This window comes from Agrococcus sp. UYP33 (assembly GCF_054060915.1).
On sequence record NZ_JBSSDR010000001.1, the window covers coordinates 1,809,624 to 1,834,304 of the forward strand.

The 24,681-nt window shown below is 72.2% G+C and carries 24 protein-coding genes; 16 read left to right on the plus strand and 8 right to left on the minus strand.

The genetic code is table 11. The features are described from left to right. Positions 1–39: 39 nt before the first annotated feature. The 4 genes from ACVWW9_RS08860 (at position 40) to ACVWW9_RS08875 (ending at position 3,828) form a co-directional block, all read left to right on the plus strand. Complete coding sequence (locus ACVWW9_RS08860) at positions 40–900, plus strand: nucleotidyltransferase domain-containing protein (protein ID WP_456515189.1); 861 nt, start codon at positions 40–42, stop codon at positions 898–900. A 2-nt stretch (positions 901–902) separates the two neighbouring features. Then, on the plus strand, positions 903–1,238 hold the full coding sequence (locus ACVWW9_RS08865; protein WP_456515190.1) for a DUF3140 domain-containing protein: 336 nt from the start codon (positions 903–905) through the stop codon (positions 1,236–1,238). Positions 1,239–1,361: 123 nt separating this feature from the next. Further along, complete coding sequence (locus ACVWW9_RS08870) at positions 1,362–3,596, plus strand: carbon starvation CstA family protein (RefSeq protein ID WP_456515191.1); 2,235 nt, start codon at positions 1,362–1,364, stop codon at positions 3,594–3,596. Position 3,597: 1 nt separating this feature from the next. Then, positions 3,598–3,828, plus strand: coding sequence for a YbdD/YjiX family protein (locus tag ACVWW9_RS08875; RefSeq protein ID WP_456515192.1), 231 nt, complete (start codon positions 3,598–3,600; stop codon positions 3,826–3,828). Between the two features lie 19 nt (positions 3,829–3,847). On the opposite strand, the gene ACVWW9_RS08880 is transcribed toward ACVWW9_RS08875, so the two are convergent. The 5 genes from ACVWW9_RS08880 to ACVWW9_RS08900 form a co-directional block, all read right to left on the minus strand. Further along, entirely contained in the window at positions 3,848–4,357 is a 510-nt protein-coding gene (locus tag ACVWW9_RS08880) for a tetratricopeptide repeat protein (protein ID WP_456515193.1), read from the minus strand. Beyond that, positions 4,354–6,444: a prolyl oligopeptidase family serine peptidase gene (locus ACVWW9_RS08885; protein WP_456515194.1), complete on the minus strand. Its 2,091-nt coding sequence runs from the start codon at positions 6,442–6,444 to the stop codon at positions 4,354–4,356. The genes ACVWW9_RS08880 and ACVWW9_RS08885 overlap by 4 nt, the downstream gene beginning before the upstream one ends. A gap of 118 nt (positions 6,445–6,562) precedes the next feature. Then, positions 6,563–7,984, minus strand: coding sequence for a class II fumarate hydratase (locus ACVWW9_RS08890; RefSeq protein ID WP_456515195.1), 1,422 nt, complete (start codon positions 7,982–7,984; stop codon positions 6,563–6,565). Positions 7,985–8,021: 37 nt separating this feature from the next. Continuing rightward, complete coding sequence (locus tag ACVWW9_RS08895; protein WP_456515196.1) at positions 8,022–8,654, minus strand: DUF4245 domain-containing protein; 633 nt, start codon at positions 8,652–8,654, stop codon at positions 8,022–8,024. Beyond that, the gene (locus ACVWW9_RS08900) at positions 8,651–8,899 is read right to left on the minus strand and encodes an exodeoxyribonuclease VII small subunit (protein WP_456515197.1); all 249 of its coding nucleotides are present in this window, start codon (positions 8,897–8,899) and stop codon (positions 8,651–8,653) included. Before ACVWW9_RS08900 ends, ACVWW9_RS08895 begins: the two co-directional genes overlap by 4 nt. A gap of 114 nt (positions 8,900–9,013) precedes the next feature. Here ACVWW9_RS08900 and argE point away from each other — a divergent pair, with 114 nt between their 5' ends. Further along, positions 9,014–10,195 (plus strand): acetylornithine deacetylase, encoded by a 1,182-nt coding sequence (gene argE, locus ACVWW9_RS08905; RefSeq protein WP_456515198.1) that lies wholly within the window; start codon positions 9,014–9,016, stop codon positions 10,193–10,195. A 43-nt stretch (positions 10,196–10,238) separates the two neighbouring features. After that, a complete protein-coding gene (locus ACVWW9_RS08910; protein WP_456515199.1) occupies positions 10,239–11,516 on the plus strand; it encodes an MFS transporter in 1,278 nt (425 codons plus the stop codon). 50 nt (positions 11,517–11,566) lie between these two features. Here ACVWW9_RS08910 and xseA read toward each other — a convergent pair whose 3' ends face one another. After that, entirely contained in the window at positions 11,567–12,790 is a 1,224-nt protein-coding gene (gene xseA, locus ACVWW9_RS08915; RefSeq protein ID WP_456515200.1) for an exodeoxyribonuclease VII large subunit, read from the minus strand. A gap of 72 nt (positions 12,791–12,862) precedes the next feature. Here xseA and ACVWW9_RS08920 point away from each other — a divergent pair, with 72 nt between their 5' ends. Then, positions 12,863–13,885 (plus strand): 4-hydroxy-3-methylbut-2-enyl diphosphate reductase, encoded by a 1,023-nt coding sequence (locus ACVWW9_RS08920; protein WP_354261499.1) that lies wholly within the window; start codon positions 12,863–12,865, stop codon positions 13,883–13,885. A 61-nt stretch (positions 13,886–13,946) separates the two neighbouring features. Next, positions 13,947–14,444: a hypothetical protein gene (locus tag ACVWW9_RS08925; RefSeq protein WP_456515201.1), complete on the plus strand. Its 498-nt coding sequence runs from the start codon at positions 13,947–13,949 to the stop codon at positions 14,442–14,444. 133 nt (positions 14,445–14,577) lie between these two features. On the opposite strand, the gene ACVWW9_RS08930 is transcribed toward ACVWW9_RS08925, so the two are convergent. Next, complete coding sequence (locus ACVWW9_RS08930) at positions 14,578–15,486, minus strand: MurR/RpiR family transcriptional regulator (RefSeq protein ID WP_456515202.1); 909 nt, start codon at positions 15,484–15,486, stop codon at positions 14,578–14,580. A 158-nt stretch (positions 15,487–15,644) separates the two neighbouring features. Between ACVWW9_RS08930 and ACVWW9_RS08935 the strand changes: the two genes are divergently transcribed. From ACVWW9_RS08935 to ACVWW9_RS08945, 3 genes are read left to right on the plus strand one after another with little or no spacing between them, the layout of a single operon-like run. Continuing rightward, entirely contained in the window at positions 15,645–17,003 is a 1,359-nt protein-coding gene (locus tag ACVWW9_RS08935; RefSeq protein WP_456515203.1) for an MFS transporter, read from the plus strand. After that, on the plus strand, positions 17,000–17,467 hold the full coding sequence (locus ACVWW9_RS08940) for a hypothetical protein (protein WP_456515204.1): 468 nt from the start codon (positions 17,000–17,002) through the stop codon (positions 17,465–17,467). Before ACVWW9_RS08935 ends, ACVWW9_RS08940 begins: the two co-directional genes overlap by 4 nt. Then, on the plus strand, positions 17,464–18,684 hold the full coding sequence (locus ACVWW9_RS08945) for an amidohydrolase family protein (RefSeq protein WP_456515205.1): 1,221 nt from the start codon (positions 17,464–17,466) through the stop codon (positions 18,682–18,684). The genes ACVWW9_RS08940 and ACVWW9_RS08945 overlap by 4 nt, the downstream gene beginning before the upstream one ends. A gap of 55 nt (positions 18,685–18,739) precedes the next feature. Here the strand turns inward: ACVWW9_RS08945 and fbaA are convergent, their stop codons facing one another. Beyond that, the gene (gene fbaA, locus ACVWW9_RS08950; protein ID WP_354255706.1) at positions 18,740–19,765 is read right to left on the minus strand and encodes a class II fructose-bisphosphate aldolase; all 1,026 of its coding nucleotides are present in this window, start codon (positions 19,763–19,765) and stop codon (positions 18,740–18,742) included. Between the two features lie 187 nt (positions 19,766–19,952). On the opposite strand from fbaA, the gene ACVWW9_RS08955 reads away from it, so the two are divergent. The 5 genes from ACVWW9_RS08955 (at position 19,953) to ACVWW9_RS08975 (ending at position 24,680) form a co-directional block, all read left to right on the plus strand. Next, positions 19,953–21,680 (plus strand): dihydroxyacetone kinase family protein, encoded by a 1,728-nt coding sequence (locus ACVWW9_RS08955; RefSeq protein ID WP_456515206.1) that lies wholly within the window; start codon positions 19,953–19,955, stop codon positions 21,678–21,680. Positions 21,681–21,682: 2 nt separating this feature from the next. Then, entirely contained in the window at positions 21,683–22,138 is a 456-nt protein-coding gene (locus ACVWW9_RS08960) for a ribose-5-phosphate isomerase (RefSeq protein ID WP_123697339.1), read from the plus strand. Between the two features lie 13 nt (positions 22,139–22,151). Continuing rightward, positions 22,152–22,910, plus strand: coding sequence for a triose-phosphate isomerase family protein (locus ACVWW9_RS08965; RefSeq protein WP_354255699.1), 759 nt, complete (start codon positions 22,152–22,154; stop codon positions 22,908–22,910). Further along, the gene (locus tag ACVWW9_RS08970; RefSeq protein ID WP_123697341.1) at positions 22,907–23,620 is read left to right on the plus strand and encodes a GntR family transcriptional regulator; all 714 of its coding nucleotides are present in this window, start codon (positions 22,907–22,909) and stop codon (positions 23,618–23,620) included. Before ACVWW9_RS08965 ends, ACVWW9_RS08970 begins: the two co-directional genes overlap by 4 nt. Before the next feature lie 121 nt (positions 23,621–23,741). Further along, positions 23,742–24,680 carry a sugar phosphate isomerase/epimerase family protein gene (locus tag ACVWW9_RS08975; RefSeq protein ID WP_123697342.1) on the plus strand — a complete coding sequence of 313 codons (939 nt, stop codon included), beginning with the start codon at positions 23,742–23,744 and terminating at the stop codon, positions 24,678–24,680. Position 24,681 lies beyond the last annotated feature (1 nt).

A 24,681-nucleotide genomic window follows, 5' to 3' on the forward strand; every position in this document is an offset into this window, starting at 1 on the left:
GCTCGCGCGGCAGCGCCGCGACTGCCTAGGCTCGGTCGCATGCTCGACGACGCCACGCTCTTCGCCATGGCGAGCGACCTCGTCCGCATCGACGGCGTGGCAGGGGTGGTGCTCGGCGGCTCTCGGGTGCGGGGGCTCGCCCGCCCGGACTCGGACGTCGACGTGGGCGTCTACCTCAGCGGCGCCGTCGACGAGGCCGCGATCGCGGAGCTCGCCGACGCGTGGTCGCATGCGCCGACGGCCTGGACGTCCTCCGGTGCGTGGGGGCCGTGGGTCGACGGCGGCGCCTGGCTCGAGGTCGAGGGCACGGCCGTCGACTGGATCCGCCGCGACCTCGCGCGCGTCGACGCCCAGTGGTCACGGGCGCTCGGGGGCGAGCACGCCTTCCACGCGCAGGCCGGACATCCGCTGGGATTCCTCGACGTGTCGTACTGCGGGGAGCTCGCGCTGAGCCGCATCCTCGCCGATCCCGACGGCGAGCTCGAGGGCCGACGAGGTGAGATGCAGTGGATGCCGGACGCGCTCGCCGCGGCGCTCGCGGCACGGACCTGGGAGGCGCGCTTCGCCCTCGACGGAGCCGCGAAGGCCGCGGAGCGAGGCGACGCCGCCTTCGTGGCGCTGAGCATCGCGCATGCGCTGCTGACCGCGGCGCATGCGATCCACGGCCGCGACAGCGCGTGGGCGACCCACGAGAAGGGCCTGATCGCGGCGGCGGCGCGGCTGCCGCACGCGCCGGCGGGGTTCCAGGCTCGCGCGACGGAGGCGCTCGCCCTCGGCGACGCGACACCCGCGGCGCAGAGCGACGCCGTGGATCGCGCGCGAGCGGTCGTCGACGCGGTGGAGCGGTCGATCGCCGACGGATCCCTTGGCGACGGCCGGTCGGAGCGTGCAGGATCGTGACCATGGACGACGACGAGCGCAGTCAGATCAGGGACGACTTCCACGAGGCCGTGACGATGACGGCGTCGGAGATCGAGCGGTGGCTGGAGACGGACGAGTCGCGTGCCGTCGGCCAGAAGGAGCACGAGGGGGACGAGTCGACGGGCCACGCCTCAGGGCGACGGATCGTCGACATCCTCCGGACGAAGCAGGCCGACCTGTCCGACGACGACTACGCCCACATGCGGAAGGTCGTCGGCTACGTCGCGCGGCACGCGAAGCAGCGGCCCGACGGCGACGTCGCCGAGACGCCGTGGCGCTACTCGCTCATGAACTGGGGCCACGACCCGCTCGACTGAGGCGCGCGGCGCGGGGGTGCGGGCGGTGCGACCGGCGCACAGGAGGGCTCCCCGTCGCTATGGCCGGGCTAGGCTTTCCCTGGGTACGACCCGCACATCCCACGCGCAGAGAAGGATCCACCGATGGCCGACGTCGCCACATCGAAGCCCGAGCTGCCGCCCACGGCGGCTGAGGAGACCACATCCAAGCGGTGGACGCCGCTGAAGATCGCGCTGTGGGCGGCCATCGCGCTGCTCGGCGGCATCGCCTGGGTGATGCTCGCCGTCGTCCGCGGCGAGACCGTCAACGCGATCTGGTTCGTGTTCGCGTCCGTCGCGACATACCTGATCTTCTACCGCTTCTACTCGAAGTACATCGAGCGCAAGATCGTCCGCCCCGACGACACGCGCGCGACGCCGGCCGAGTACAAGGCGAACGGCCGCGACTACGTCGCCACCGACCGCCGGGTGCTCTTCGGCCACCACTTCGCCGCCATCGCCGGCGCCGGCCCGCTCGTCGGCCCTGTGCTCGCCGCGCAGATGGGCTACCTGCCGGGCACGATCTGGATCATCGTCGGCGTCGTGCTCGCGGGCGCGGTGCAGGACTACCTCGTGATGTTCTTCTCGATGCGCCGCGGCGGCCGCTCGCTCGGCCAGATGGCGCGCGACGAGTTCGGCCGCGTCGGTGGCGCCGCCGCGATCCTCGCGACGCTCCTCATCATGGTGATCATCACGGCGATCCTCGCGCTCGTCGTCGTCAACGCGCTCGGCGAGAGCCCGTGGGGCGTCTTCTCGGTCGCCATGACCATCCCGATCGCGCTCTTCATGGGCGTCTACCTGCGCTGGATCCGCCCGGGCAAGGTGCTCGAGATCTCGATCATCGGCTTCGTGCTGCTCATGGCCGCGATCATCGGCGGCGGCATGGTCGCCGAGACCGCGTGGGGCCAGGAGCTCTTCACGCTCGACCGCGTCACGATCGCGTGGGGCATCGTCATCTACGGCTTCCTCGCCGCGGTGCTGCCGGTCTGGATCCTGCTCACGCCGCGCGACTACCTCTCGACGTTCATGAAGATCGGCGTGATCGTCGCGCTCGCGCTCGCGATCATCTTCGTCCGCCCCGAGATCTCGGTGCCCGCGTTCACGGAGTTCGCCGCCGGTGACAGCGGACCGGTGTGGCCGGGCTCGCTCTTCCCCTTCCTGTTCGTGACGATCGCGTGCGGCGCCCTCTCGGGCTTCCACGCGCTCATCGCCTCGGGCACGACGCCGAAGATGGTCGAGAAGGAGAAGCAGACGCGCCTCCTCGGGTACGGCGGCATGCTCATGGAGTCGTTCGTCGCGATCATGGCGCTCGTCGCCGCGATCTCGATCGACCAGGGCATCTACTACGCGATGAACTCGTCGGCCGCGAACACGCAGGGCACGATCGAGGGCGCTGCCGCCTTCGTGCAGTCGCTCGGCCTCACCGGTGTGAGCGTCACGCCCGAGCAGCTCTCCGCCACCGCAGCCGCGGTCGGCGAGGAGTCGATCGTCTCCCGCACCGGCGGCGCGCCGACGCTCGCCCTCGGCCTCGCGCAGATCATGCAGAGCTGGATCGGCGGCCCGGCGATGATGTCGTTCTGGTACCACTTCGCGATCATGTTCGAGGCGCTCTTCATCCTCACCGCGGTGGACGCAGGCACCCGTGTCGCGCGCTTCATGCTGCAGGACTCGCTCGGCAACGTCTTCCCGAAGTTCAAGGACACGTCCTGGACGCTCGGCGCCTGGATCTGCACGGCGATCATGGTCGCCGCGTGGGGCGCGGTGCTGATCATGGGCGTCACCGACCCGCTGGGCGGCATCAACACGCTGTTCCCGCTGTTCGGCATCGCCAACCAGCTGCTCGCCGCGATCGCGCTCGCGGTCGTGCTCGCGATCGTGGCGAAGCGCCGCACCTTCCGCTCGCTGTGGATCGTGGCGGTGCCGCTCGCGTTCGTGACGGTCGTCACCGTCACCGCTTCCGCGTTCAAGGTGTTCTCGCCGGTGCCCGCCGTCGGCTACTGGGCCAACCACTTCCGCTTCCGCGACGCGCTCGCGGCGGGGGAGACGTCGGTCGGCACGACCGAGGGCGTCGCCGCGCTCGAGTCGGTGGTGCGCAACACGATGATCCAGGGCACGCTCTCGATCATCTTCGTGGTGCTCACGATCGTGGTGATCTGCTTCTCGGTCGCGAACGTCATCAAGGCGTTCCGCTCCACCGAGGTCGTCGACCACGAGGACGAGCGCACCGAGTCGGCGATCTTCGCCCCGGCCGGCTTCCTGCCGACGCCCGAGGAGCGCGAGATCCAGAAGCAGTGGGACGCGCTGCCGGCCGAGCAGCAGCGTCGCCGGACCGGCCACTGAGATGACCGCATCCGCGAGCGAGGGGCGCCCGGCAGCCGCCGGTGCGCTCCTCGCGCGTGCGTGGCGCGGGCTCGTCTGGTGGGCGAAGGGCGTGACGGGCGAGTCGAAGTACCAGGCCTACGTCGACCACGAGCGGCTGGTGCACCCCGACCGCGAGCCGATGACGGAGCGCGCGTTCTGGCGCGACGAGTACCGCCGCCAGGACGCCAACCCCGAGGGCCGCTGCTGCTGACCCGCCCCCGGCGAGCGGATCAGGCGGCGGGCGGCCCGTCGTCGGTGAGGGCCTCGGCGTAGGCGCGCACCGAGCGGTTGTAGCGGGGGAGCGTCGGCTCGAGCGCCTCGATGACGACCCGCAGCGCCTCGTCGTGGCGGCCGGCGCTGTGCAGCGCGAGGGCGAGGAACACGCGCGGCGACGCCCCGGTCGACGGATGCTCGGGTGCCGCCTCGAGCACCGCGATCGCCTCGTCGATGCGGCCGGTGTTGCGCAGCGTCGAGCCGTACTGCACCGCGAGCTGCGCGTGCCGCTCGGCGTCGAGGCCGAGCGCGAGCGCCCGCTCGTACTCGCGCTCCGCGTCGTGCTCTCGGCCCAGCGAGTCGAGCATCCCCGCGAGCTCGAACGCCGCGCGCCCGTCGTCGCCCGGGTACGCGGCCGCGAGCGACCGCATAGCGGCGATCGCCTCGTCGGCGGGCGTGCGGTCGACGCGGTCCCAGAGCTCGGCGACCGCCGCGCCCCAGGCCGCCGTCTCCCACTCGATGCTCACGACGCCTGCCCCTCGCGCAGCCGGTCGTCGAGGCCGGTGTGGTGCGCCGCGAACGCCAGCTGGTCGGCGAACTCGAGCGCGGCGGCATCCTTCGGCTTGCCCATCCCATGCCCGGCGCGCGTGTCGACGCTCAGCAGCACCGGCGCATCCGCGTCGAGCCCGGCTGCGCGGGCCGCCGCCTGCGCGCGCTGCAGCTCGGCCGCGAACTTGAAGGAGTGCGCGGGCACGACGCGGTCGTCGTGGTCGCCGGTGGTGATGAGCGTCGGCGGATGCGCGACCTCGCGCACGTTGTGCAGCGGGGAGTAGGCGCGGAGGTAGGCGTGCGCATCCGCCTCGTCGGGGTCGCCGTAGTCGCTCGCCCACGCCCAGCCGATCGTGAAGCGGTGGTACCGCAGCATGTCGAGCACGCCGACGCCGGGCAGCACGGCGGCCCACAGCTCCGGCCGCTGCGTGAGCGCGGCGCCGGCGAGCAGCCCGCCGTTCGAGCGGCCGTGCAGCGCGAGCTGCGCGTGCGTCGTGACACCGGTCGCGACGAGGTGCTCGGCGATCGCGAACAGGTCGTCGAAGACCTGCTGCTTGCGCTCCTTCGTGCCGCCCTTGTGCCAGTCGGTGCCGAACTCGCCGCCGCCGCGCAGGTTGGGCACGACGAGCACGCCGCCGGCGCCGACCCACGCGGCGAGCACCGCGCGGAAGCCGGGGTTCATCGGGATGTTGAAGCCGCCGTAGCCCCAGATGAGCGTCGGCCGCGGCGCGCTGCCGTCATCGCCGGCTGGGCGCACGAGGAACGCGGGCACGGTCGCGCCGTCCGTCGACGTCGCGCGGATGCGCTCGGTGGTGGCGGCGGGCGCCGCCGGGCCGGGCGTCGGCAGGGTGCGGTGGGCGACGAGCCGTGCGCCGTCGACCTCGATGACGTGCCGGGTGCCGCGGTCGACGAAGCTCTCGGTGGTCGCGAGCACGACGCCGGAGTCCTGGCTCGTGTCGGAGCCGGTGATCGAGACGCCGTCGCCGAGCGGCACGTGGTCGCCGAGCTCGCCGGCGAACGTGGCGAGCTGCATGCGGTGGCTCGCGTCGTGCGAGTACTCGAGCACGAGGCCGGTGGCCGTGAGGGATGCGTCGAGCAGCACGTCCTCGGCGTGCTCGGGCACGACGGTGGACTCGCGGCCGGTCGCGAGGTCGAACGCGGCGAGCCGGTAGCGCGCGGCGCCCTCGTCCGTCACGACGAACAGGGCGCCGTCGTGGATGCCGATCGCGTTCCACTCGTGGTCATGGCCCTCGACCAGCTGCCGGAGCGCGTCGTCGCCGTGGCGCCCCACGGCCAGGTCGTTGCCGCTCGACGAGCCGGTGTCGGTCGAGAGGACGAACCAGTCGTCGTCGCGCGGCCAGTGGCGCGCGAACACGCGCGGCGCATCCGGGCGTGTGAAGAGCACCGCATCCTCGGCCACGTCCGTGCCGACGTCGTGCCGCATGAGGCGGCCTGCGCCCATCTCGTCGGTCAGCGCGTCGCCGGCGGGCGCGTCGTAGGCCCAGTAGCTGAACGCGCGGCCGCCGGGCAGCCACACCGCGCTGTTCCACTTCGTCCAGCGGATCTCGTCGGGGAGGTCCTCACCCGTCGCGACGTCGCGGACGCGGATGGTGCGCCAGTCGGAGCCGCCGTCGGCCGCGCCGTAGGCGAGCAGGGTGCCCTCGGGGTTGACCGAGGCCATCGTGACGGCGACCGTGCCGTCGTCGGAGAGGCCGTTCGGGTCGAGCAGCACGCGAGCGGCGGCCGGGTCGTCGAGCTCGTCGATCGAGCCGGCGGTGACGAGCACCGGCTGGTTCTGGCCGTCGCTGTGCCAGGCGAACGCACGGCCGCCGCGCACCCACGGGCAGCCGCGGGTCGGCGCGGTGAGGAGCGCCGACACCCGCTCACGGAACGCGTCACGGGCGGGCAGCTGCGCGAGCACCGGCTCGGCGAACGCGTTCTGCGCCTCGATGAAGGCGGCCGTCTCGGCGCTCTCGCCGTCCTCGAGCCAGCGGTACGGGTCGGCGATCGCCTCCCCGTGCAGGGTCTCAACGGTGTCGTCTCGTCTCACCTCGGGATAGCGCATCCGCCCAGCCTACGAGCCGCGCCGGGGAGCCTCCCGCAGGACGCCAGCCCTTCGCCGGGCGGGCCCACGCACGAGCGAGGGGCACCCGCCGCAGCGGATGCCCCTCGCGTCGAGCGTGCTACTTCGCGACGCCCGGGTGCGTCATCGACAGCAGGTCGAGCGCCTTGTCCATGTCGGCCTCCGACAGCTCGCCGCGCTCGACGTAGCCGAGGTCGATGACCGCCTCGCGCACGGTGATGCCCTGCTTGACCGAGTGCTTCGCGATCTTCGCGGCGGCCTCGTAGCCGATCAGGCGGTTGAGCGGGGTGACGATCGACGGGCTCATGCCCGCGAGCGCGGCCGCGCGCTCGACGTCGGCCTCGAGGCCCGCGACGGTCTTGTCGGCGAGCACGCGCGACGCGTTGGAGAGCAGCCGGATCGACTCGAGCAGCGCCGTGCCCATCACCGGGATCTGCACGTTGAGCTCGAACGAGCCGGAGGCGCCGGCCCACGCGACGGTCGCGTCGTTGCCGATGATGCGCGCGCACACCATCAGCACGGCCTCCGGCACGACCGGGTTGACCTTGCCGGGCATGATCGACGAGCCCGGCTGCAGGTCGGGGATGCGCAGCTCGCCGAGCCCCGTGTTCGGGCCCGAGCCCATCCAGCGCAGGTCGTTGTTGATCTTCGTGAGCGACACGGCGATCGTGCGCAGCGCGCCGGATGCCTCGACGAGGCCGTCGCGGTTGGCCTGCGCCTCGAAGTGGTTGCGCGCCTCCGTGATCGGGAGCCCCGACGACGCCGCGATCTCGGCGATGACGCGCTCGGGGAAGCCGAGCGGCGTGTTGATGCCCGTGCCGACGGCCGTGCCGCCCTGCGGCACCTCGGCGACGCGGGGGAGCGCCGCCTGGATGCGCTCGATGCCGTAGCGCACCTGCGCGGCGTAGCCGCCGAACTCCTGGCCGAGCGTGACGGGCGTCGCGTCCATGAGGTGCGTGCGGCCCGGCTTCACGGCGTCCGCCCAGAGCGTCGCCTTCTCCTCGAGCGCCTCGGCGAGGTGCTCGAGGGCGGGGATCGCCTGCTCGATGAGCGCGCCGGTGACCGCGATGTGCACCGAGGTCGGGAAGACGTCGTTCGACGACTGCGACGCGTTGACGTGGTCGTTCGGGTGCACCGGGTTGTCGCCACCGGCAGCGGCGCGGTGGCGCGTCGCGAGGGTGGCGAGCACCTCGTTCATGTTCATGTTCGACGAGGTGCCGGAGCCCGTCTGGTAGGTGTCGACCGGGAACTGGTCGTGGTGCGCACCGCCGATGATCTCGTCGGCCGCGGCGACGATCGCGTCGGCGACATCCGCCTCGAGGATGCCGAGCTCGCGGTTGGCGATCGCCGCTGCGCGCTTGATGCGGGCGAGCGCGACGATCTGCGCGGGCTCGAGGCCCGAGCCCGAGATGGGGAAGTTCTCGACGGCACGCTGCGTCTGCGCGGCGTACAGCGCGTCCTTGGGGACGCGCACCTCGCCCATCGTGTCGTGCTCGATGCGGTACTGGTCCTGCGCGTTCACGTCGTCGTGCCTCCGGGTCGTGCGTGATGGTGGTGGGTCACTCGCCGGCCGCGAGCTGCTCGCTCACGGCCTCGGCGAAGGTCTGCAGCTCGGCGTCGCCCGCGGTGCCCGCGACGACGACGGTGGATGCGCCGCGCTCGGTCGTCAGGACGTAGGCGAGGTTGCCGGGATCCTCGGCGGTGCGCTGGTCGTGCTCCGTCCAGGTGATGCCCGAGATCTCGCGCTCGCCGGTCGGCGGGGCATCCTCAGTCGCCGTCACGAGCCAGGTCGGGTTCGCGTCGACCGCCTGCGTGAACGAGAGGAACTGCTCGTCGGGGGTGACGTAGCCGGCGTACCAGGTGGTGATGCCGTCGGCGCCGGTGCGGAGCTCGGCGAGGTTCGCGGCCCAGCCCTCGGGGAGCGCGGGCACGACGAGCGGAGCGTCGACGACGCGCTGCGCCGCCGCGGCGGCGGCCGGCACGTCGAACGCCTCCCGCTCGGGCACGCCCGGCCGGACGACCACGAGCACCATCACGAGCACGACCGCGAGGCAGACGACGATGGCGGCGATCAGGTTGCCGAAGGTCTGGTTGTCGCGGTGGCGCTTCGATGCTGCCGCCTTGCGCGCGGCCATCTCCTCGGGCGTCTCCGGGCGACCGAGCTCGGCGACGATGCGGCGCTCGCGGCTCATGCCTGGCCGGCCTCCTGCGCCGTCGTGGCGGGCCCGGAGGCGCGCGCGGCGTCGAGGCGGGCCTTCGCGCCCTGCAGCCACTCCTCGCAGCGGTCGGCGAGCGCGTTGCCGCGCTCCCAGAGCGCGAGCGACTCCTCGAGCGACGCGCCACCGGACTCGAGCGCGTGCACGACCCGCACGAGCTCGTCGCGCGCGGCCTCGTAGCCGAGCTCGGCGACGGGCGCTGCGGGGTCGGGGTTGGTCACGGCTCCAGCCTACCGCGCAGCGCTCGCGCACGCCGTGGCGTGCTCGTGCGCATCGGGGTACGGCGCGCGTGCGAAAATCGAGATCAGACATCCCGACGACCGTGAGGATCTGCCGTGCCCATCGCACCCGCCGACGCCACCATGGCTGAGATCGAGCAGCTGATCCGCTTCGACACCACCAGCCGCGAGTCGAACCTCGAGCTCATCGACCACGTGACCGAGCGCCTCGCCGCGGTCGGCGTCGAGCCGGTGCTCGTGCCGAGCCCCGATGGGCGCAAGGCGAACCTGCTCGCGACCTTCCCGGCGGCCGACGGCACGGTCACCGGTGGCGTCGTGCTGTCGGCCCACACCGACGTGGTCCCCGTCGACGGCCAGGTGTGGAGCAGCGAGCCGTTCGCCCCCGAGATCCGCGACGGCCGGCTGTACGCGCGCGGCAGCGCCGACATGAAGTCGTTCCTCGGCGTCGTCGTCGCCAAGCTGCCGGCGCTCGCGCAGGCGACGCTCGCCGAGCCCATCCACCTCGCCCTCTCGTACGACGAGGAGGTCGGCTGCGTCGGCGCCGTCGACCTCGTCGACGAGATCGTCCGTCGTGACCTGCAGCCCCGCGGCTGCGTCGTGGGGGAGCCCACGAGCATGCGCGTCGTGCGCGGCCACAAGTCGATGAACGTGTTCCGCGTGGACGTGCGCGGCCTCGCGGCGCACTCGTCGCTCACGCCGCAGGGCGTGAACGCGATCGCGCACGCCGCCGAGCTCGTGCGCTTCGTCCAGGGCGTCGCCGACGAGATGCGCGCGGATGGGCCCTTCGACGAGGCCTACGTCGTGCCGTTCACGACCGTGAGCGTGAACCGGATCGAGGGCGGCATCGCCGTCAACACCATCCCCGCCGAGTGCACGGTGCTCTTCGAGTACCGCGCGCTCACCACCGTCGACCACGACGCGCTCACCGAGCGCTTCCGCGCGGAGTGCCGCCGGATCGAGGCCGCGATGCGCGAGCAGCACCCCGGAGCGAGCGTCGAGCTCACCGTCACCGCTGCGGCGCCCGGCGTCGACACCCCGGCCGAGGCCGAGATCGTCGCGCTCGCCGCGGCGTGGGGCGCCGAGCCGAGCGACACGAAGGTCACCTACGGCACGGAGGCAGGGCTGTTCGCGCAGGCCGGCATCCCCACCGTCGTGTGCGGCCCGGGCGACATCGCCCAGGCGCACGCCCCCGACGAGTTCATCGAGCTCGCCCAGATCGCGGCGTGCGAGGCCTTCGTCGACCGCCTGATCGACGCCAGCAGCACGACCGGCGCCTGACCGTCATCGACCGCCCATCCTGGGCGGGTCCAGAGGAGACAGCATGACCGCAGCAACCCAGACCCAGGCGACGCCCGAGCGCCTCGCCGCCGCGCGGAAGGCGGTGATCTCGAGCTCGATCGGCGCAGCCCTCGAGTGGTTCGACATCATCGTCTACGCCTCGTTCGCCGTCGTCATCACGGCGAACTTCTTCCCGGACGCGGGTGCCTACGGGCTCATCCTGACGTTCGCGACCTTCGCGACGACCTACCTCATCCGCCCGCTCGGCGGCATGATCCTCGGCAGCTACGCCGACCGGAAGGGGCGCAAGAACGCCCTCACGATCACGCTGCTGCTCATGATGGTCGGCACGCTGCTCATGGCGATCGCACCGACCTACGCGATGGTCGGCGTCTGGGGCGGCGTCATCATCCTGCTGTCGCGGCTCATCCAGGGCTTCTCGGCCGGCGGCGAGTTCGGCACCGCCACGACGTTCCTCATCGAGACGGCGCCGCACAAGAAGATGTTCTACGCGTCGTGGCAGATCGCGGCGCAGGGCGCGTCGATGCTGCTCGCGTCGGGCTTCGGCTTCGCGCTCAACACCTGGCTCTCGGAGGAGGACCTGTACGCGTGGGGCTGGCGCGTGCCGTTCTTCGTCGGCCTGCTCATCGGCCCGGTCGGCCTCTACATCCGCGCGCGGCTGTCGGAGCCGGACGAGCTCGGCACGACCGAGCGCCGCACGTCGCCGCTCGGCACGCTCTTCCGCGAGCACTGGGGCCGCCTGCTGGCCGGCTCGGCCGTCATCGGCGTCGCGACCATCTCGGTCTACATGATCCTGTACATGCCGACGTTCGCGGTGACGAACCTCGACATCCCGCCGGCCGCCGCCTACCTCGGCGGCGTCGTCGCCGGCACGATCACGGTCTTCGCGTCGCCCTACGTCGGGCACCTCGCCGACCGCTTCGGGCCCGCGCGCATCATGACGTACGCCGCGGTCGCGGCGCTCGTGCTCGCGTGGCCGATCTTCCAGCTGATCGTGAGCCTGCGCAGCGTCGTGGCGCTCGTCGTCGCGATCGCGCTGCTCGGCGTCATCATGGCGTTCTACTTCGCGCCGCTGCCGGGCCTGCTGTCGTCGATGTTCCCCGCCGACATCCGCGGCTCGGGCCTGTCGGTGACGTACAACGTCGGCGTGACGCTGCTCGGCGGCATCGCGCCGCTCGTGCTCACGTGGCTGCTGCAGGCGACCGGCTCGCTCAACGCGCCGAGCCTCTACTACATGGCGATCGCCGTGCTGTCGCTCGTCGGGCTGTACTTCGTGCGGAAGCGCTACGCGCAGCGCTGAGCCCGCATGACGATGCCCCGGTCGCCTCGAGCGACCGGGGCATCGCCGTATCAGCGCTCGGGATGCGCGGCGCGGACCTCGGCGTCGAGCGTGCCGCTCGCGAGCGTGACGAGCAGCTGGTCGCCGGCGGCGAGGGATGCGGCGTCGCGCGCGACCGAGCCGGCGGCGGTCTGCACCACCGCGTAGCCCCGGTCGAGCGTGGACTGCGGGCTGAGCGCCCGCAGCGTCTGCCGCAGGTGGTCGAGCCGCTGGCCGCCGAGCTCGACGACGCGGCCCGCGAGCTCGTCGGCGCGCGCGGTGAGCCGCGCGAGGTCGTCGGCGCGCGCGTCGATCATCGACTCCGGCCGCGCGAGCGCCGGCCGGGTGCGGAGCGCCTCGAGCCGCTCGGTCTCGCGGGCGACGTGCTGCGTCACGCGGGCGCGCAGCTGCGCGCGGGCCTGCGCGATGCGGGAGAGCTCCTCCGCGACGTCCGGCACGATCCGCTTCGCCGCGTCCGTCGGCGTCGAGGCGCGCAGGTCGGCGACGTCGTCGAGCAGCGGCCGGTCGGCCTCGTGCCCGATCGCCGAGACGATCGGCGTGGTGGCCGCCGCGACGGCGCGCAGCAGGCGCTCGTCGCTGAAGCCGAGCAGGTTCTGGAAGTCGCCGCCGCCGCGCGCGATCACGATGACCTCGACCTCGGGGTCGGCCTCGAGGCGCTCGAGCGCCGCGAGCACCGTCGGCACCGTCTGGTCGCCCTGCACCGCGGCGTGCTCGACCCGGAAGCGCACGCCGGGCCAGCGCAGCTGCGCGTTGCGCAGCACGTCCTTCTCGGCGTCGGAGTCGCGGCCGGTGATGAGGCCGACGGTGCCGGGCAGGAAGGGGAGCGGCCGCTTGCGCGCGGCGTCGAACAGCCCCTCGGCGGCGAGCGACCGGCGGAGCGCCTCGAGCCGCGCGAGCAGGTCGCCGAGCCCGACGTGGCGGATCTGCGCCGTCACCATCGAGAGCGTGCCGGCGCGCGGCCAGTAGTCGGGCTTCACGAGCAGCACGGCGCGGTCGCCCTGGCGGAACTCGCCCTCGATGCGCGAGAGCGTCGAGCTCCAGACGTTGAACGACACCGTGGAGTCGGTCGAGACGTCCTTGAGCTTGCCGAAGACGTTGCCGCGCGACGCCGACCACTGCGTGATCTCGCCCTCGACCCAGAGGTAGCCGAGCCGGCCGATGTAGGACTTCAGCTCGCCGCCGAGGCGCTCGACGCTCCACGGCTCGTCGGGCGTGCCGGTGATCCGCTCGGCCATGCAGCTCCCGTCCTCCGTGGCGCCACGCTCGGGCGCCTCATCGTCAGTCCAACGTAGACTGGGCGGGTGACGATCACGAACGGACGAGTCCCGCTCGACGCCCCGCGTCCCGCGCTCCGCCGGGGTCGGCTCCAGGACCGCCCCGTCGACGGCGGCAAGCACATCCTGCTCGCGACGCCGCGCGGCTACTGCGCGGGCGTCGACCGCGCGGTGCTCGCGGTCGAGAAGGCGATCGAGCAGTACGAGGGCCCCATCTACGTGCGCAAGGAGATCGTGCACAACAAGCATGTCGTCTCGACGCTCGAAGAGCAGGGAGCGATCTTCGTCGACGAGGTGGATGCGGTGCCCGAGGGCGCTCGCGTCATCTTCAGCGCGCACGGGGTGAGCCCCGCGGTGGTGCAGGCCGCCGCCGACCGCGGCCTCGACGCGATCGACGCGACCTGCCCGCTCGTGACGAAGGTGCACCGCGAGGCCGTGCGGTTCGCGCGCGACGACTTCGAGATCCTGCTCGTCGGCCACGAGGGACACGAGGAGGTCGAGGGCACGGCGGGCCACGCGCCCGATCGCGTGACGATCGTCAACAACCCCGACGAGGCCGACACCGTGCAGGTGCAGAATCCCGACAAGCTCGTCTGGCTCAGCCAGACGACGCTCTCGGTCGACGAGACGATGGAGACGGTGCGACGGCTGCGCGCGCGCTTCCCGAACCTGCAGGACCCGCCCAGCGACGACATCTGCTACGCGACGCAGAACCGGCAGGTCGCGATCAAGAAGGTCGCGCCCGACGCCGACCTCGTGATCATCGTCGGCAGCGCGAACTCCTCGAACTCAGTGCGGCTCGTCGAGGTCGCACTCGAGTACGGCGCGAAGGCCGCCTACCGCGTCGACTACTCGACCGAGATCCAGCAGGAGTGGCTCGAGGGCGTGCGCTCGATCGGCGTCTCGAGCGGCGCGAGCGTGCCAGAGGGCCTCGTGCGCGAGGTGCTCGCCGAGCTCGAGGATGCCGGCTACCGCGACGTCACCGAGGTGCGGACGGCCGAGGAGGACCTCATCTTCTCGCTCCCCAAGGAGCTGCGCCCGAGCCGCAACCGCTGACGCGTCGGCGCCGAGCGGTCGTTCCTGGCGCGCTCCCAGCGGCCCTGGATACGCTCGCGGCATGACGGATCAGCAGCTTCGAGACGAGGACAGCACGCAGGCGACGGCGGCAGGCGCGGCCGGCGACGGCGGCGCGGGGATCGCCCCCGAGGGCACCGACGCGGTGCGCCAGGCGAGCGCGATCGACACCGATCAGGTCGACGACGACGAGGGCGCGGTCGGCGCCGTCTCGACGACCCCGGTGGACGACGGCGACGTCGCCGACCCCGATCAGTGGGCCGACCGCATGGCCGCCGGCGAGGACTTCGACGAGTCGATGGGCGACCCCGCGGACGACGACCGCGTGCTCGCGACCGACGAGCTCGACGAGATCGACGACGACGACGCGCCTGAGGGCGCTGAGGCGCACGACGAGGAGCACGAGGGCGACGACCCCGCCGACATCCCCGACGAGCACGGCGGCACGCAGGCGGGCATCGACAGCGACGACAACGGCGTGGACGACACCGTCCTCCCCGAGGGCACCGACAGCATCGTCGACGACACCGACTGGGAGTGACTCCTCCTCAACCGGTCCAGTGGTGCGCCGACGGGATAGTCGCGTCGCAGAACCACCTACCCGGTTGAGAGATCGACGAAGCGCCCCTCCGCGGAGGGGCGCTTCGTGCGTCGTGCAGCGGCGGGGGAGTCCGCTATGCCGAGCGGGGGTCGATGAGCAGGCCGACCTCCGCCCACAGCCGCTCCGTCTCGCTGATCTGGCGGCGGGTGCGCTCGGGATCGAGGCGCGCGAGCGTCGCCAGGATGCCCTGCTGCACCGCCATCGGGACGGTGAGCGAGGCGAAGAACGAGGAGCCCTCGGCGGGGATGAGCACCGCCTCGTCGACGACCTCGGCGAGCTGCGACGGCAGGTAGTCGGCGATCGCGACGATCCGCGCGCCGCGGGCGTGCGCCGCCACCGCGGCGCCGACGACCGTGCGGTAGTGGCGCCAGTAGCTGCAGACGACGAGCACGTCGCCGGGGCCGAGCGTCGCGACGGTGTTCGTGAGCAGCGCGTCCCGGTCGAGCAGCGCCTGGGTCGGGTAGCCGGCGATCAGCAGGTTGTGGCTCAGGGCGAGCCCCACCGCGGCGAAGCTGCCCATCGCGGTGACGTGGATGCGCGTGGCGCCGTGCAGGAGCTCTGCGACCCGCGCGATGGTGCGGTCGTCGAGCGAGGCGATGGTCTCGGCGAGCGAGACGGCGTCGCGCCGCAGCGAGCCCTGGAAGGGCGGATCGGTCACGCTGTGGATCTCGGCGACGTCGGCCATCGTGAGCTGCGCGAGGTACCGCGCGCGCAGCTCGTGCTGCAGGTGCGGCCATCCCTCGAAGCCGAGCTGCTGGGCGAGCCGCGTGATGCTCGAGACGCTCACGCCCACGGCGTCCGCCACATCCGCGGCCTTCGCGAAGCCCGCCTCGCCGACGTTCACGAGCAGGTAGTTGACGACCTTCTGCGCCGAGGCGCCGATCTTCGCCTGCGGCAGCCGCGACCGGAGCCAGGCATCCGGGGTCAGCCGCTCGCCGTCGTCACGGTCGTGGTGCGGCGCCGAGGCTGGCTGGGTCTCCATGAGGCTCGATTCTGTCGGAAACGGCTCCGGAACATTTCTGCAACAAGTATTGCGTAATGTCGACGTCTGCAATTACCTTTGCATCCATTGCGCTGGACCGCCAGTGCGCCGACGAAGGAGTCCTCGTGTCCCTGAGCGCCAGACTCGACCGCCTGCCGATGAGTCGACCACACTTCGCCCTGCTCCTCATCGGCGGCCTGGGCTACACCTTCGACGGCATGGACAGCGCGATCGTCGCCTTCCTCATGCCGAGCGTTCGCGAGGTCTTCTCGCTCGAGGCGACGCAGCTCGGCATGGTCGGCTCCGCCTCGCCCTTCGGCTTCCTGTTCGGCGCGCTGCTCGCCGGCTACCTCGGCGACAAGATCGGCCGCAAGAAGGTCATGATGTGGGCGCTGGCGCTCTACGCGGTCGCATCGCTCGCAGCGGCCGTCTCGTGGAGCTTCGAGAGCTTCCTCACCTTCCGCATCATCGCTGGAGCCGGCGCGGGGGCAGAGAGCGCGATCATCGCGCCCTTCCTCGCGGAGTTCGTGCCCAAGCACCGGCGCGGCTGGTTCATCGGCGCGCTCGCCGGGTTCTTCTCGTTCGGCTTCGTGGCCGCCGCGCTCATCGGCCGCTTCGTGGTGCCGGAGATCGACGAGGGCTGGCGGTGGGCGCAGGTCATCACCTTCATCCCGATCGTCATGCTGCTGTGGTGGCGGCGGGCGCTGCCGGAGTCGCCGCGATTCCTCGTGAGCGAGGGCAAGCACGACGAGGCGGAGCGGGTGGTCGCGACCTTCGAGGATCGCGTGCGCCGCGCGACTCGCGCCGAGCTGCCGCCCGTCGACCCGAACGCCGCCGAGGAGGAGGCGCCGACGAAGTTCGGGTTCGCGAAGGCCGTGCGCTACCTGTGGAGCCGAGCCATGTGGCGCGTGACCGCGACGACGTGGCTCATCTGGTTCGTCATCACCTTCTCGTACTACGGGTTCTTCACCTGGATCCCGACGCTGCTCGTCGACAAGGGCATCGACGTGACGACGAGCTTCACCTACTCGCTCTACATCTACCTCGCGCAGATCCCCGGCTACTTCAGCGCCGCGTGGCTCAACGAGAAGCTCGACCGCAAGTTCACGATCGCCCTCTACCTCGTCGGCTCCGCGGGCTCCGCGTTCTTCATGAGCCAGGCGGAGGACCCGGTCCTCGTCACGATCGCGGGCATCATGCTGTCGTTCTTCCTCAACGGCACCTACGCCGGCGTCTACGCCTACACGCCCGAGGTGTTCCCGACCTGGCTGCGCGCCACGGGCGTCGGCATGAGCTCGTCGTTCGGCCGCATCGGCTCGATCTCGGCGCCGCTCATCATCGGCACGTTCGCCGCGCAGTGGGGCTTCATCGGCGTCTTCGGGCTCACGACCGCCGTGCTGGCGGTCGGCGTGGTCTGCACGCTGCTGTTCGCCGAGCGCACCGCCGGCCGATCGCTCGAGGACATCACGGGCGCGGTCGCCATCCGCCAGGCCGCGAAGGAGGCGAAGCGCTCATGACGGACCCCGCGATCGGCTGGTCCGAGCCGCACCGTCGCATCGAGCACGAGGTGGGCGTCATCCTCTTCACCGTGCTCGCGTTCACGCGCGGCGGCACCCGGATGGAGCGCATCTACTCGTCGCACCCGGCGGAGTACCCCGTCGGTGGGTGGAAGGACGTCGCCACGGAGGTGAGCCCGGCGTGGATCGCCATCTCGCGCGACTCCGCCTCGACGTTCCTGGCGGCGACGCCGGCCGAGCTCGAGACCATCTTCGCCGACCACGGGCTGATCGCCTCGCTCGGCGTCGGCTCGATCCTGAACGTGCCCCTGCGGCGAGCGGACGGGTCGAACTGGGGGACCGTCAACCTGTGCGGCGCCGAGGGCACCTACACGCCGGAGCGCGTCGCGCTCGCGGAGCGGATCATCGACGAGCTGGCGCCGCCGGAACCCGTCACCACCGACAGCGAAGGAGCACCCGCATGACCGCCGACCTCATCGTCCGCGACGCCACCTGGCTCGACGTCGCCGCAGGGACGTACCGCGAGGGCGACCTCACGATCCGCGACGGCCGCTTCGTCGACGTCGACGAGCGACCGGCGCGCGGCGACGTGCGGGAGGTGGACGCCGGGGGACGCTTCGTGCTGCCGGGCCTCATCGACTGCCACGTGCACGTGACGGCGCACACCGCGGCGCTGGGGAGCCTCGGCGCCGAGTCGCCCAACTACGTCGCGATGCAGGCGTCGCGGCTCATGGGCGACATGCTCGACCGCGGCTTCACGACCGTGCGCGACGTCGCGGGCGCCGACTTCGGGCTGCACAACGCGCAGCGCGAGGGCCTGCTGCGCGGGCCCCGACTCTTCTTCGGCGGCAAGGCCCTGTCGCAGACGGGCGGGCACGCGGACCCGCGCGAGCGCGGGGAGTCGCACGTGCAGGGCGACTACACGTGCTCGCACATCGGCCGCATCGCCGACGGCGTGGATGCCGTGCGGCACGCCGCGCGCGACGAGCTGCGGAAGGGCGCCCACCACGTGAAGATCATGGCCGGCGGCGGCGTCGCATCGCCGACGGACCGCATCGACTCGACCCAGTACTCGCTCGAGGAGATCGCCGCGGTCGTGGAGGAGGCCGAGGCGGCCAACCGCTACGTGACGGCGCACGCGTACACCGGCCGCTCCATCAACCGCGCGCTCCGAGCGGGCGTCCGCGGCATCGAGCACGGCAACCTGCTCGACGACGAGTCGATCGAGCTGCTGCTCGAGCACGACGCGTTCCTCACGATGAACCTCGTGACCTACCACTCCCTCAAGGAGGAGGGCCGCGAGTTCGGGCTCTCGCAGGAGAACTGGGAGAAGGTCGACGCGGTGCTCACGGGCGGCATGGAGGCGCTCGAGAAGGCCCACCGCGGCGGCGTCAACCTCTGCTACGGCAGCGACCTGCTCGGCGGGATGCAGCGGCACCAGGCGAAGGAGTTCGCGGTGCGCGCCGACGTCGTCCCGACGCTCGACACCATCCGCAGCGCGACGACGACGGCCGCGCGGCTGCTGCAGCGCGAGGGCGAGCTGGGCGTCATCGCCCCCGGCGCGCACGGCGACCTCGTGATCCTCGACCGCGACCCGCTCGAGGACGTCGCCGCGCTCGCGGACGGTCGACCAGACGTCGTCGTGCAGGGCGGCGCCATCGTCGTCGACCGCCGCTCCTAGCCGCCCGGATGCACGAAGCGCCCCTCCGCGGAGGGGCGCTTCGTGGTGGCGGGTGCTACTTGCCGGACCAGCCGGCCGAGCCGAGCTGCTGCGTGGCCGAGACGACGCGCGCGGCCATCGCCGACTCCGCCGCCTTGCCCCAGGCGCGCGGGTCGTAGGCCTTCTTGTTGCCCACCTCGCCGTCGACCTTCAGCACGCCGTCGTAGCCCGAGAACATCGAGCCCGCGACGGAGCGCGTGTACGCGTACTGCGTGTCGGTGTCGATGTTCATCTTGATGACGCCGTTGCGCACCGCCTCGGCGATCTCCTCGTCGGTCGAGCCGGAGCCGCCGTGGAAGACGAGGTCGAGCGGCTTCTCGCCGGTGCCGTACTTGGCCGCGATGCCCGCCTGGATCTCGCCGAGCAGCTCGGGGCGCAGCTGGACGTTGCCCGGCTTGTAGACGCCGTGCACGTTGCCGAAGGTGAGCGCCGCCATGTAGCGGCCCTGCTCGCCGAGGCCGAGCGCCTCGACCGTCGCGATCGCGTCGTCGAGCGTCGTGTAGAGCTGGTCGTTGATCTCGTGGCTGACGCCGTCCTCCTCGCCGCCGACGACGCCGATCTCGACCTCGAGCACCTGGCCGAGCGCGTGCGTGCGGGGCAGGATCTGCTTCGCGATCTCGAGGTTCTCCTCGAGCGGCACCGACGAGCCGTCCCACATGTGCGACTGGAAGAGCGGGGCGCGGCCCGCACGGACCTCCTCCTCGCTCGCGTCGAGCAGCGGGAAGACGAACCCGTCGAGGGCGTCCTTCGGGCAGTGGTCGGTGTGCAGCGCCACCGTGATCGGGTAGGCCTTCGCGACCTCCGTCACGAAGCGGGCGAAGGCGATCGCGCCGCCCGCGCGGTTCTTGACGCTCTGGCCGGCGAAGAAGTCGGCGCCGCCGGTCGTGACCTGGATGATGCCGTCCGAGCCCGCCTCGGTGAGGCCCTGGAGCACGGCGTTGATCGTCGACGACGACGACACGTTGATGGCGGGGTAGGCGAAGGCGTGCTGCTTGGCCTTGTCGAGCATGGCTGCGTACTGCTCGGTGGTCGCGACGGGCATCCTTGGACTCCTGACTCGTCTGGTCGCGGGCCCGGGTGCCGGGCCGCGCGGGATCGGCATCAGTCTAGGTCGGGGGAGGTGCGAGTCCGAGGGCGGATGCGCGCGAGCGGGGTGACAGCGAACCCAACTTCCTATAGGATTTCCGGAGTGCCCGCCCCGCATGGGGTTCCTATATGAGGAGAGCGCAATGACGCGGCTGTTCAACGATCCGTCCCAGTTCGCCGACGAGATGATCGAGGGCTTCGCTGCAGCAGCCTCGCGCTGGGTGCAGGCCGCACCGGGCGGCGTGGTCCGCTCGACGAAGGCCGAGGAGCCCACCGTCGCGCTCGTGATCGGCGGCGGCAGCGGCCACTACCCGGCCTTCGGCGGCCTCGTCGGCCCCGGCTTGGCGCACGGCGCCGCGATGGGCAACCTCTTCGCCTCGCCGTCGGCGCAGCAGGTCTACGCGATCGCCAAGGAGGCCGACCAGGGCCTCGGCGTGCTGCTGAGCTACGGCAAGTACGCGGGCGACGTGCTGCACTTCGACCAGGCGCAGGAGCGCCTGCGCGCCGAGGGCATCGACGTGCGCACCGTCACCGTCACCGACGACATCTGGAGCGCGCCCAAGGACCGGCTCGACGAGCGCCGCGGCATCGCGGGCGACCTCGCCGTCTTCAAGGTCGCGGGCGCCGCGGCCCAGGCGGGCTACGACCTCGACGGCGTCGAGCGCGTCGCCCAGACCGCGAACGCGCGCACGCGCTCGTTCGGCGTCGCGTTCTCGGGCTGCACCCTGCCCGGCGCGACCGAGCCGCTGTTCTCGGTGCCCGAGGGCAAGATGGCCGTCGGGCTCGGCATCCACGGCGAGCCCGGCATCGACGAGGTCGATGTGCCGACCGCCGACGAGCTCGCCGAGCTCTTCGTCGAGAAGCTGCTCGACGAGGTGCCCGAGGGCGTCGAGGTCGAGGGCTCGCGCGTCGTGCCGCTGCTCAACGGCCTCGGCAGCGTGAAGTACGAGGAGATGTTCGTCGTCTACCGCCGGGTGCACGCGCTGCTCGAGGAGCGCGGGCTCACGATCGTCGAGCCCGAGGTGGGCGAGCTCTGCACGAGCTTCGACATGGCGGGCGTCTCGCTCACGCTCCTGTGGCTCGACGACGAGCTCGAGCGCCTCTGGTCGGCCCCGGCCGACAGCGCCGGGTTCCGCAAGGGCTCCGTCGCGCCGCAGCAGCAGGCCGACGCGGTCGAGGCGATCATCGCCACCCACGACGTGCCCGAGTCGACCGCGGAGTCGCGCGACGCCGCGCACCTCATCGCGGCTTCGCTCGCGGCGGTCGCCGACGCGATCGACGAGGCGGCCGAGGAGCTCGGCCACATGGACTCCGTCGCCGGCGACGGCGACCACGGCATCGGCATGCAGCGCGGCTCGCGCGCGGGCAGCGACGCGGCGACCGCGGCGCTCCGCGCCGGCGCCGGCGCGAAGACGACGCTCACGTGGGCGGCCGACGCGTGGAGCGACCGCGCGGGCGGCACCTCCGGCGCGATCTGGGGCGAGATGCTCCGCACCCTCGGCGAGCACGTGGGCGACGACCGCCACGTCACCTCCCAGACGGTCGCCGACGGCATCGTCGCCGCGAAGGACGCCGTGATGGCGTTCGGCAAGGCGAAGGTCGGCGACAAGACGATGGTCGACGCGATCGTGCCGTTCTCCGACGACCTCTCCCGCCGCATCGCCGACGGCCAGCGCCTGCGCGACGCGTGGGGGCACTCCGCCGGCGTGGCCGACGAGGCCGCCCAGGAGACCGCGGCGCTCGCCGCGACGCTCGGGCGCGCGAAGTCGCACGGCGACAAGTCGATCGGCACGCCCGACCCGGGCGCCGTGTCGTTCGCGCTCATCTGCAGCACCATCTACGACGTCCTCACCACAGACAGGGAGCAGTGACCATGGCGATTCGCCTGATCGTCGGCAGCGACAAGGCCGGCTTCGACTACAAGGAGATCCTCAAGCGCGACATGGAGGCGCACGAGCTCGTCGAGTCCGTCGTCGACGTGGGCGTCGACGACGCCGACGGCGCCACCTCCTACCCCAAGGTCGCGATCGAGGCCGCCGAGCGCATCGCGCGCGGCGAGGCCGACCGCGCGCTGCTCGTGTGCGGCACGGGCCTCGGCGTCGCCATCGCGGCGAACAAGGTCACGGGCATCCGCGCCGTCACCGCCCACGACTCGTTCTCGGTCGAGCGCGCGGTGCTCTCGAACGACGCGCAGGTGCTCTGCATGGGCCAGCGCGTCGTCGGCATCGAGCTCGCCCGCCGCCTCGCCAAGGAGTGGCTGACGTACACCTTCGACCCGTCGAGCCACTCGCAGGCGAACGTCGACGACATCTGCGCGTACGAGGGCTGATCGCTTGTCCGGGATGCTGATCGGCTCGAGCCTGAAGATGTACTTCGGGCGCGCGCGCACGCTCGAGTGGACGCGCGCCGTCGCCGCCATCTGCGCCGAGCACCCCGCGGTGCAGGGCGGTGTCGTCGAGCCGTTCGTCATCCCCACCTTCCCGTCCATCCCCGAGGTCGTCGCGATCGCGTCGGATGCGCGGATGCTCGTGGGCGCGCAGGACCTGCACTGGGAGGACTCCGGCGCCTTCACCGGCGAGGTGTCGGCCCCGGAGCTCGCGGAGCACGGCGTCTCGCTCGCCGAGATCGGCCACGCCGAGCGGCGCGCGATGTTCGGCGAGAGCGACGCCACCGTCGCGCTCAAGGTCGCGGCGGCGCTCCGCAACGGCATCGCCCCGGTGCTGTGCATCGGCGAGACCGACGAGGGCGCGCCAGCCGCGGCGGCCGCCGCGTGCATCCGCCAGCTCGAGGCGTCGCTCGCGCTCGCCCGGGAGGCGGACGCGATCGGCCGGCTCGTCGTCGCCTACGAGCCCGTGTGGGCGATCGGCGCCCCGCGACCGGCGGGGGACGACCACATCCGAGCGGTCGCGAGCGCGCTGCGCGAGCACCTCGCCGACGACCAGCTCGACGCGCAGGTCATCTACGGCGGCAGCGCCGGCCCCGGGCTGCTGCCGCGCATCGCCGACAGCGTCGACGGCATGTTCCTCGGCCGCTTCGCGCACGACCCGGCGGCGTTCGGCACCATCCTCGACGAGGCGCTCGCGCTACGGGGTGCGCGATGACCGCGCAGCTGCCCCTTCGGGTGGGCGACCTCGAGCGGCGCGGCCTGCGCGACCGCGTCTACGAGCTCATCCTCGAGATGCTGCTCGAGGGCGACGTCGAGCCGGGCTCGCGGCTGTCGATCGACTCGCTCGCGAAGCAGCTCGACGTCTCGCCGACGCCCGTGCGGGAGGCGATGGTGCAGCTCGAGCGCACCGGCCTCGTCACGCGCGAGGCGCTCAAGGGCTACCGGGTGGCCCCGCCGCTCGGGCGCGAGCAGCTCTCGGAGCTCTTCGACGCCCGCCTCATGCTCGAGCTCGAGGCCACGCGCCTCGCCGCCCCGCGCGCGCAGGCGGTGCTCGACGAGCTGCGCCTCGCGCACCGGCTGCACCAGGAGTGCGCGGACCGCGTCGTCGAGGCGATGGAGCGCGACGCCGACGTGCCGGTGCGGACGACGCAGGACTACTTCGAGGCCGACAGCGCGTTCCACCGGGCGATCTTCGCCGCCGCGGGCAACCGCTACCTCGTCGGCATGCACGAGGACCTCGGCGCCATGACCCACCGGCTCCGGCAGGCGGTGCTGCGCGGCACGAGCGACGTGCGCGAGGCGCACAGCGAGCATGAGCGCGTGCTCGAGGCGCTCGAGCGCGGCGACGCCGAGGCGGCGACCGCCGCGATGCGCGCGCACATCGAGGGCGTGCGCCTGCGCTCCGTGCGTGACGAGTCGGCGTAGGGGGAGCGGTGCACGGCCGAGCGCCGACGCGGCGGGGTTGCGCGCCGAGCGTTATCAGATTACCTTTCCTATAGGATCTTTTCGAGGCCGAGCGGCCCACCGATGCAACGGAGCAGACGAGATGGCAGACCAGCACGCATTCACCGCAGAGACCTGGCCCATCGCCACGTGCCTGCACGGCATCCCGCCCGTGTCGCGCGACGGCGTCGCGCTGCACGACGCGACCCCCGAGGTCTGGGACGCGGCGTTCGCGCAGGTCGCGGACGTCGGCTTCTCGCTCGCGGAGCTCGCCGACAGCCACATCCGCCCCGCGGACCTCGAGCCCAGCCGCAAGGACGAGCTCTTCTCGATCCTCGACGCGCACGGCATCCGGTTCCCCTCGGTGCACCTGCAGCGCCAGAGCGTCATCATGCCCGGTCATGAGGAGCGCAACCTCGCGTACGCCCACCGCACGATCGACGCGGCCGCCGAGTGGGGCATGGAGGTCTTCTCGACCGGCCTGCACGAGCCCTTCAGCGACGCGCAGCGCAAGGCGCTGTGGTTCTGGACCGCGCAGGGCCCGGTGAACGACCCCGACGACCCCGAGCTGTGGGCGGCCGCCGTCTCGCGCCTCCGCGAGCTCGGCACGCACGCCGCCGAGGTAGGCCTCAAGATGTCGCTCGAGATGTACGAGGACACCTTCCTCGGCACCGCCGACTCGGCCGTGCGCCTCGTCGAGGAGATCGGGCTCGACAACGTCGGCCTCAACCCCGACATCGCCAACCTCATCCGCCTCCACCGGCCGATCGAGGACTGGCGCGAGATGCACGCGAAGACGCTGCCCTACGCGAACTACTGGCACGTCAAGAACTACACGCGCGACGAGGCTGCCGACGGCTCGTGGGCCACGAGCGTCCCGAGCTCGATGGAGGCCGGCCTCATCAACTACCGCCAGGTCGTGCGCGACGCGCTCGAGCTCGGCTTCGACGGCATCTTCCTCATGGAGCACTACGGCGGCGACAGCCTCGGCAACTGCTCCACCAACCAGCGCTACCTGCGCTCGCTCCTCCCGAAGGGCTGAA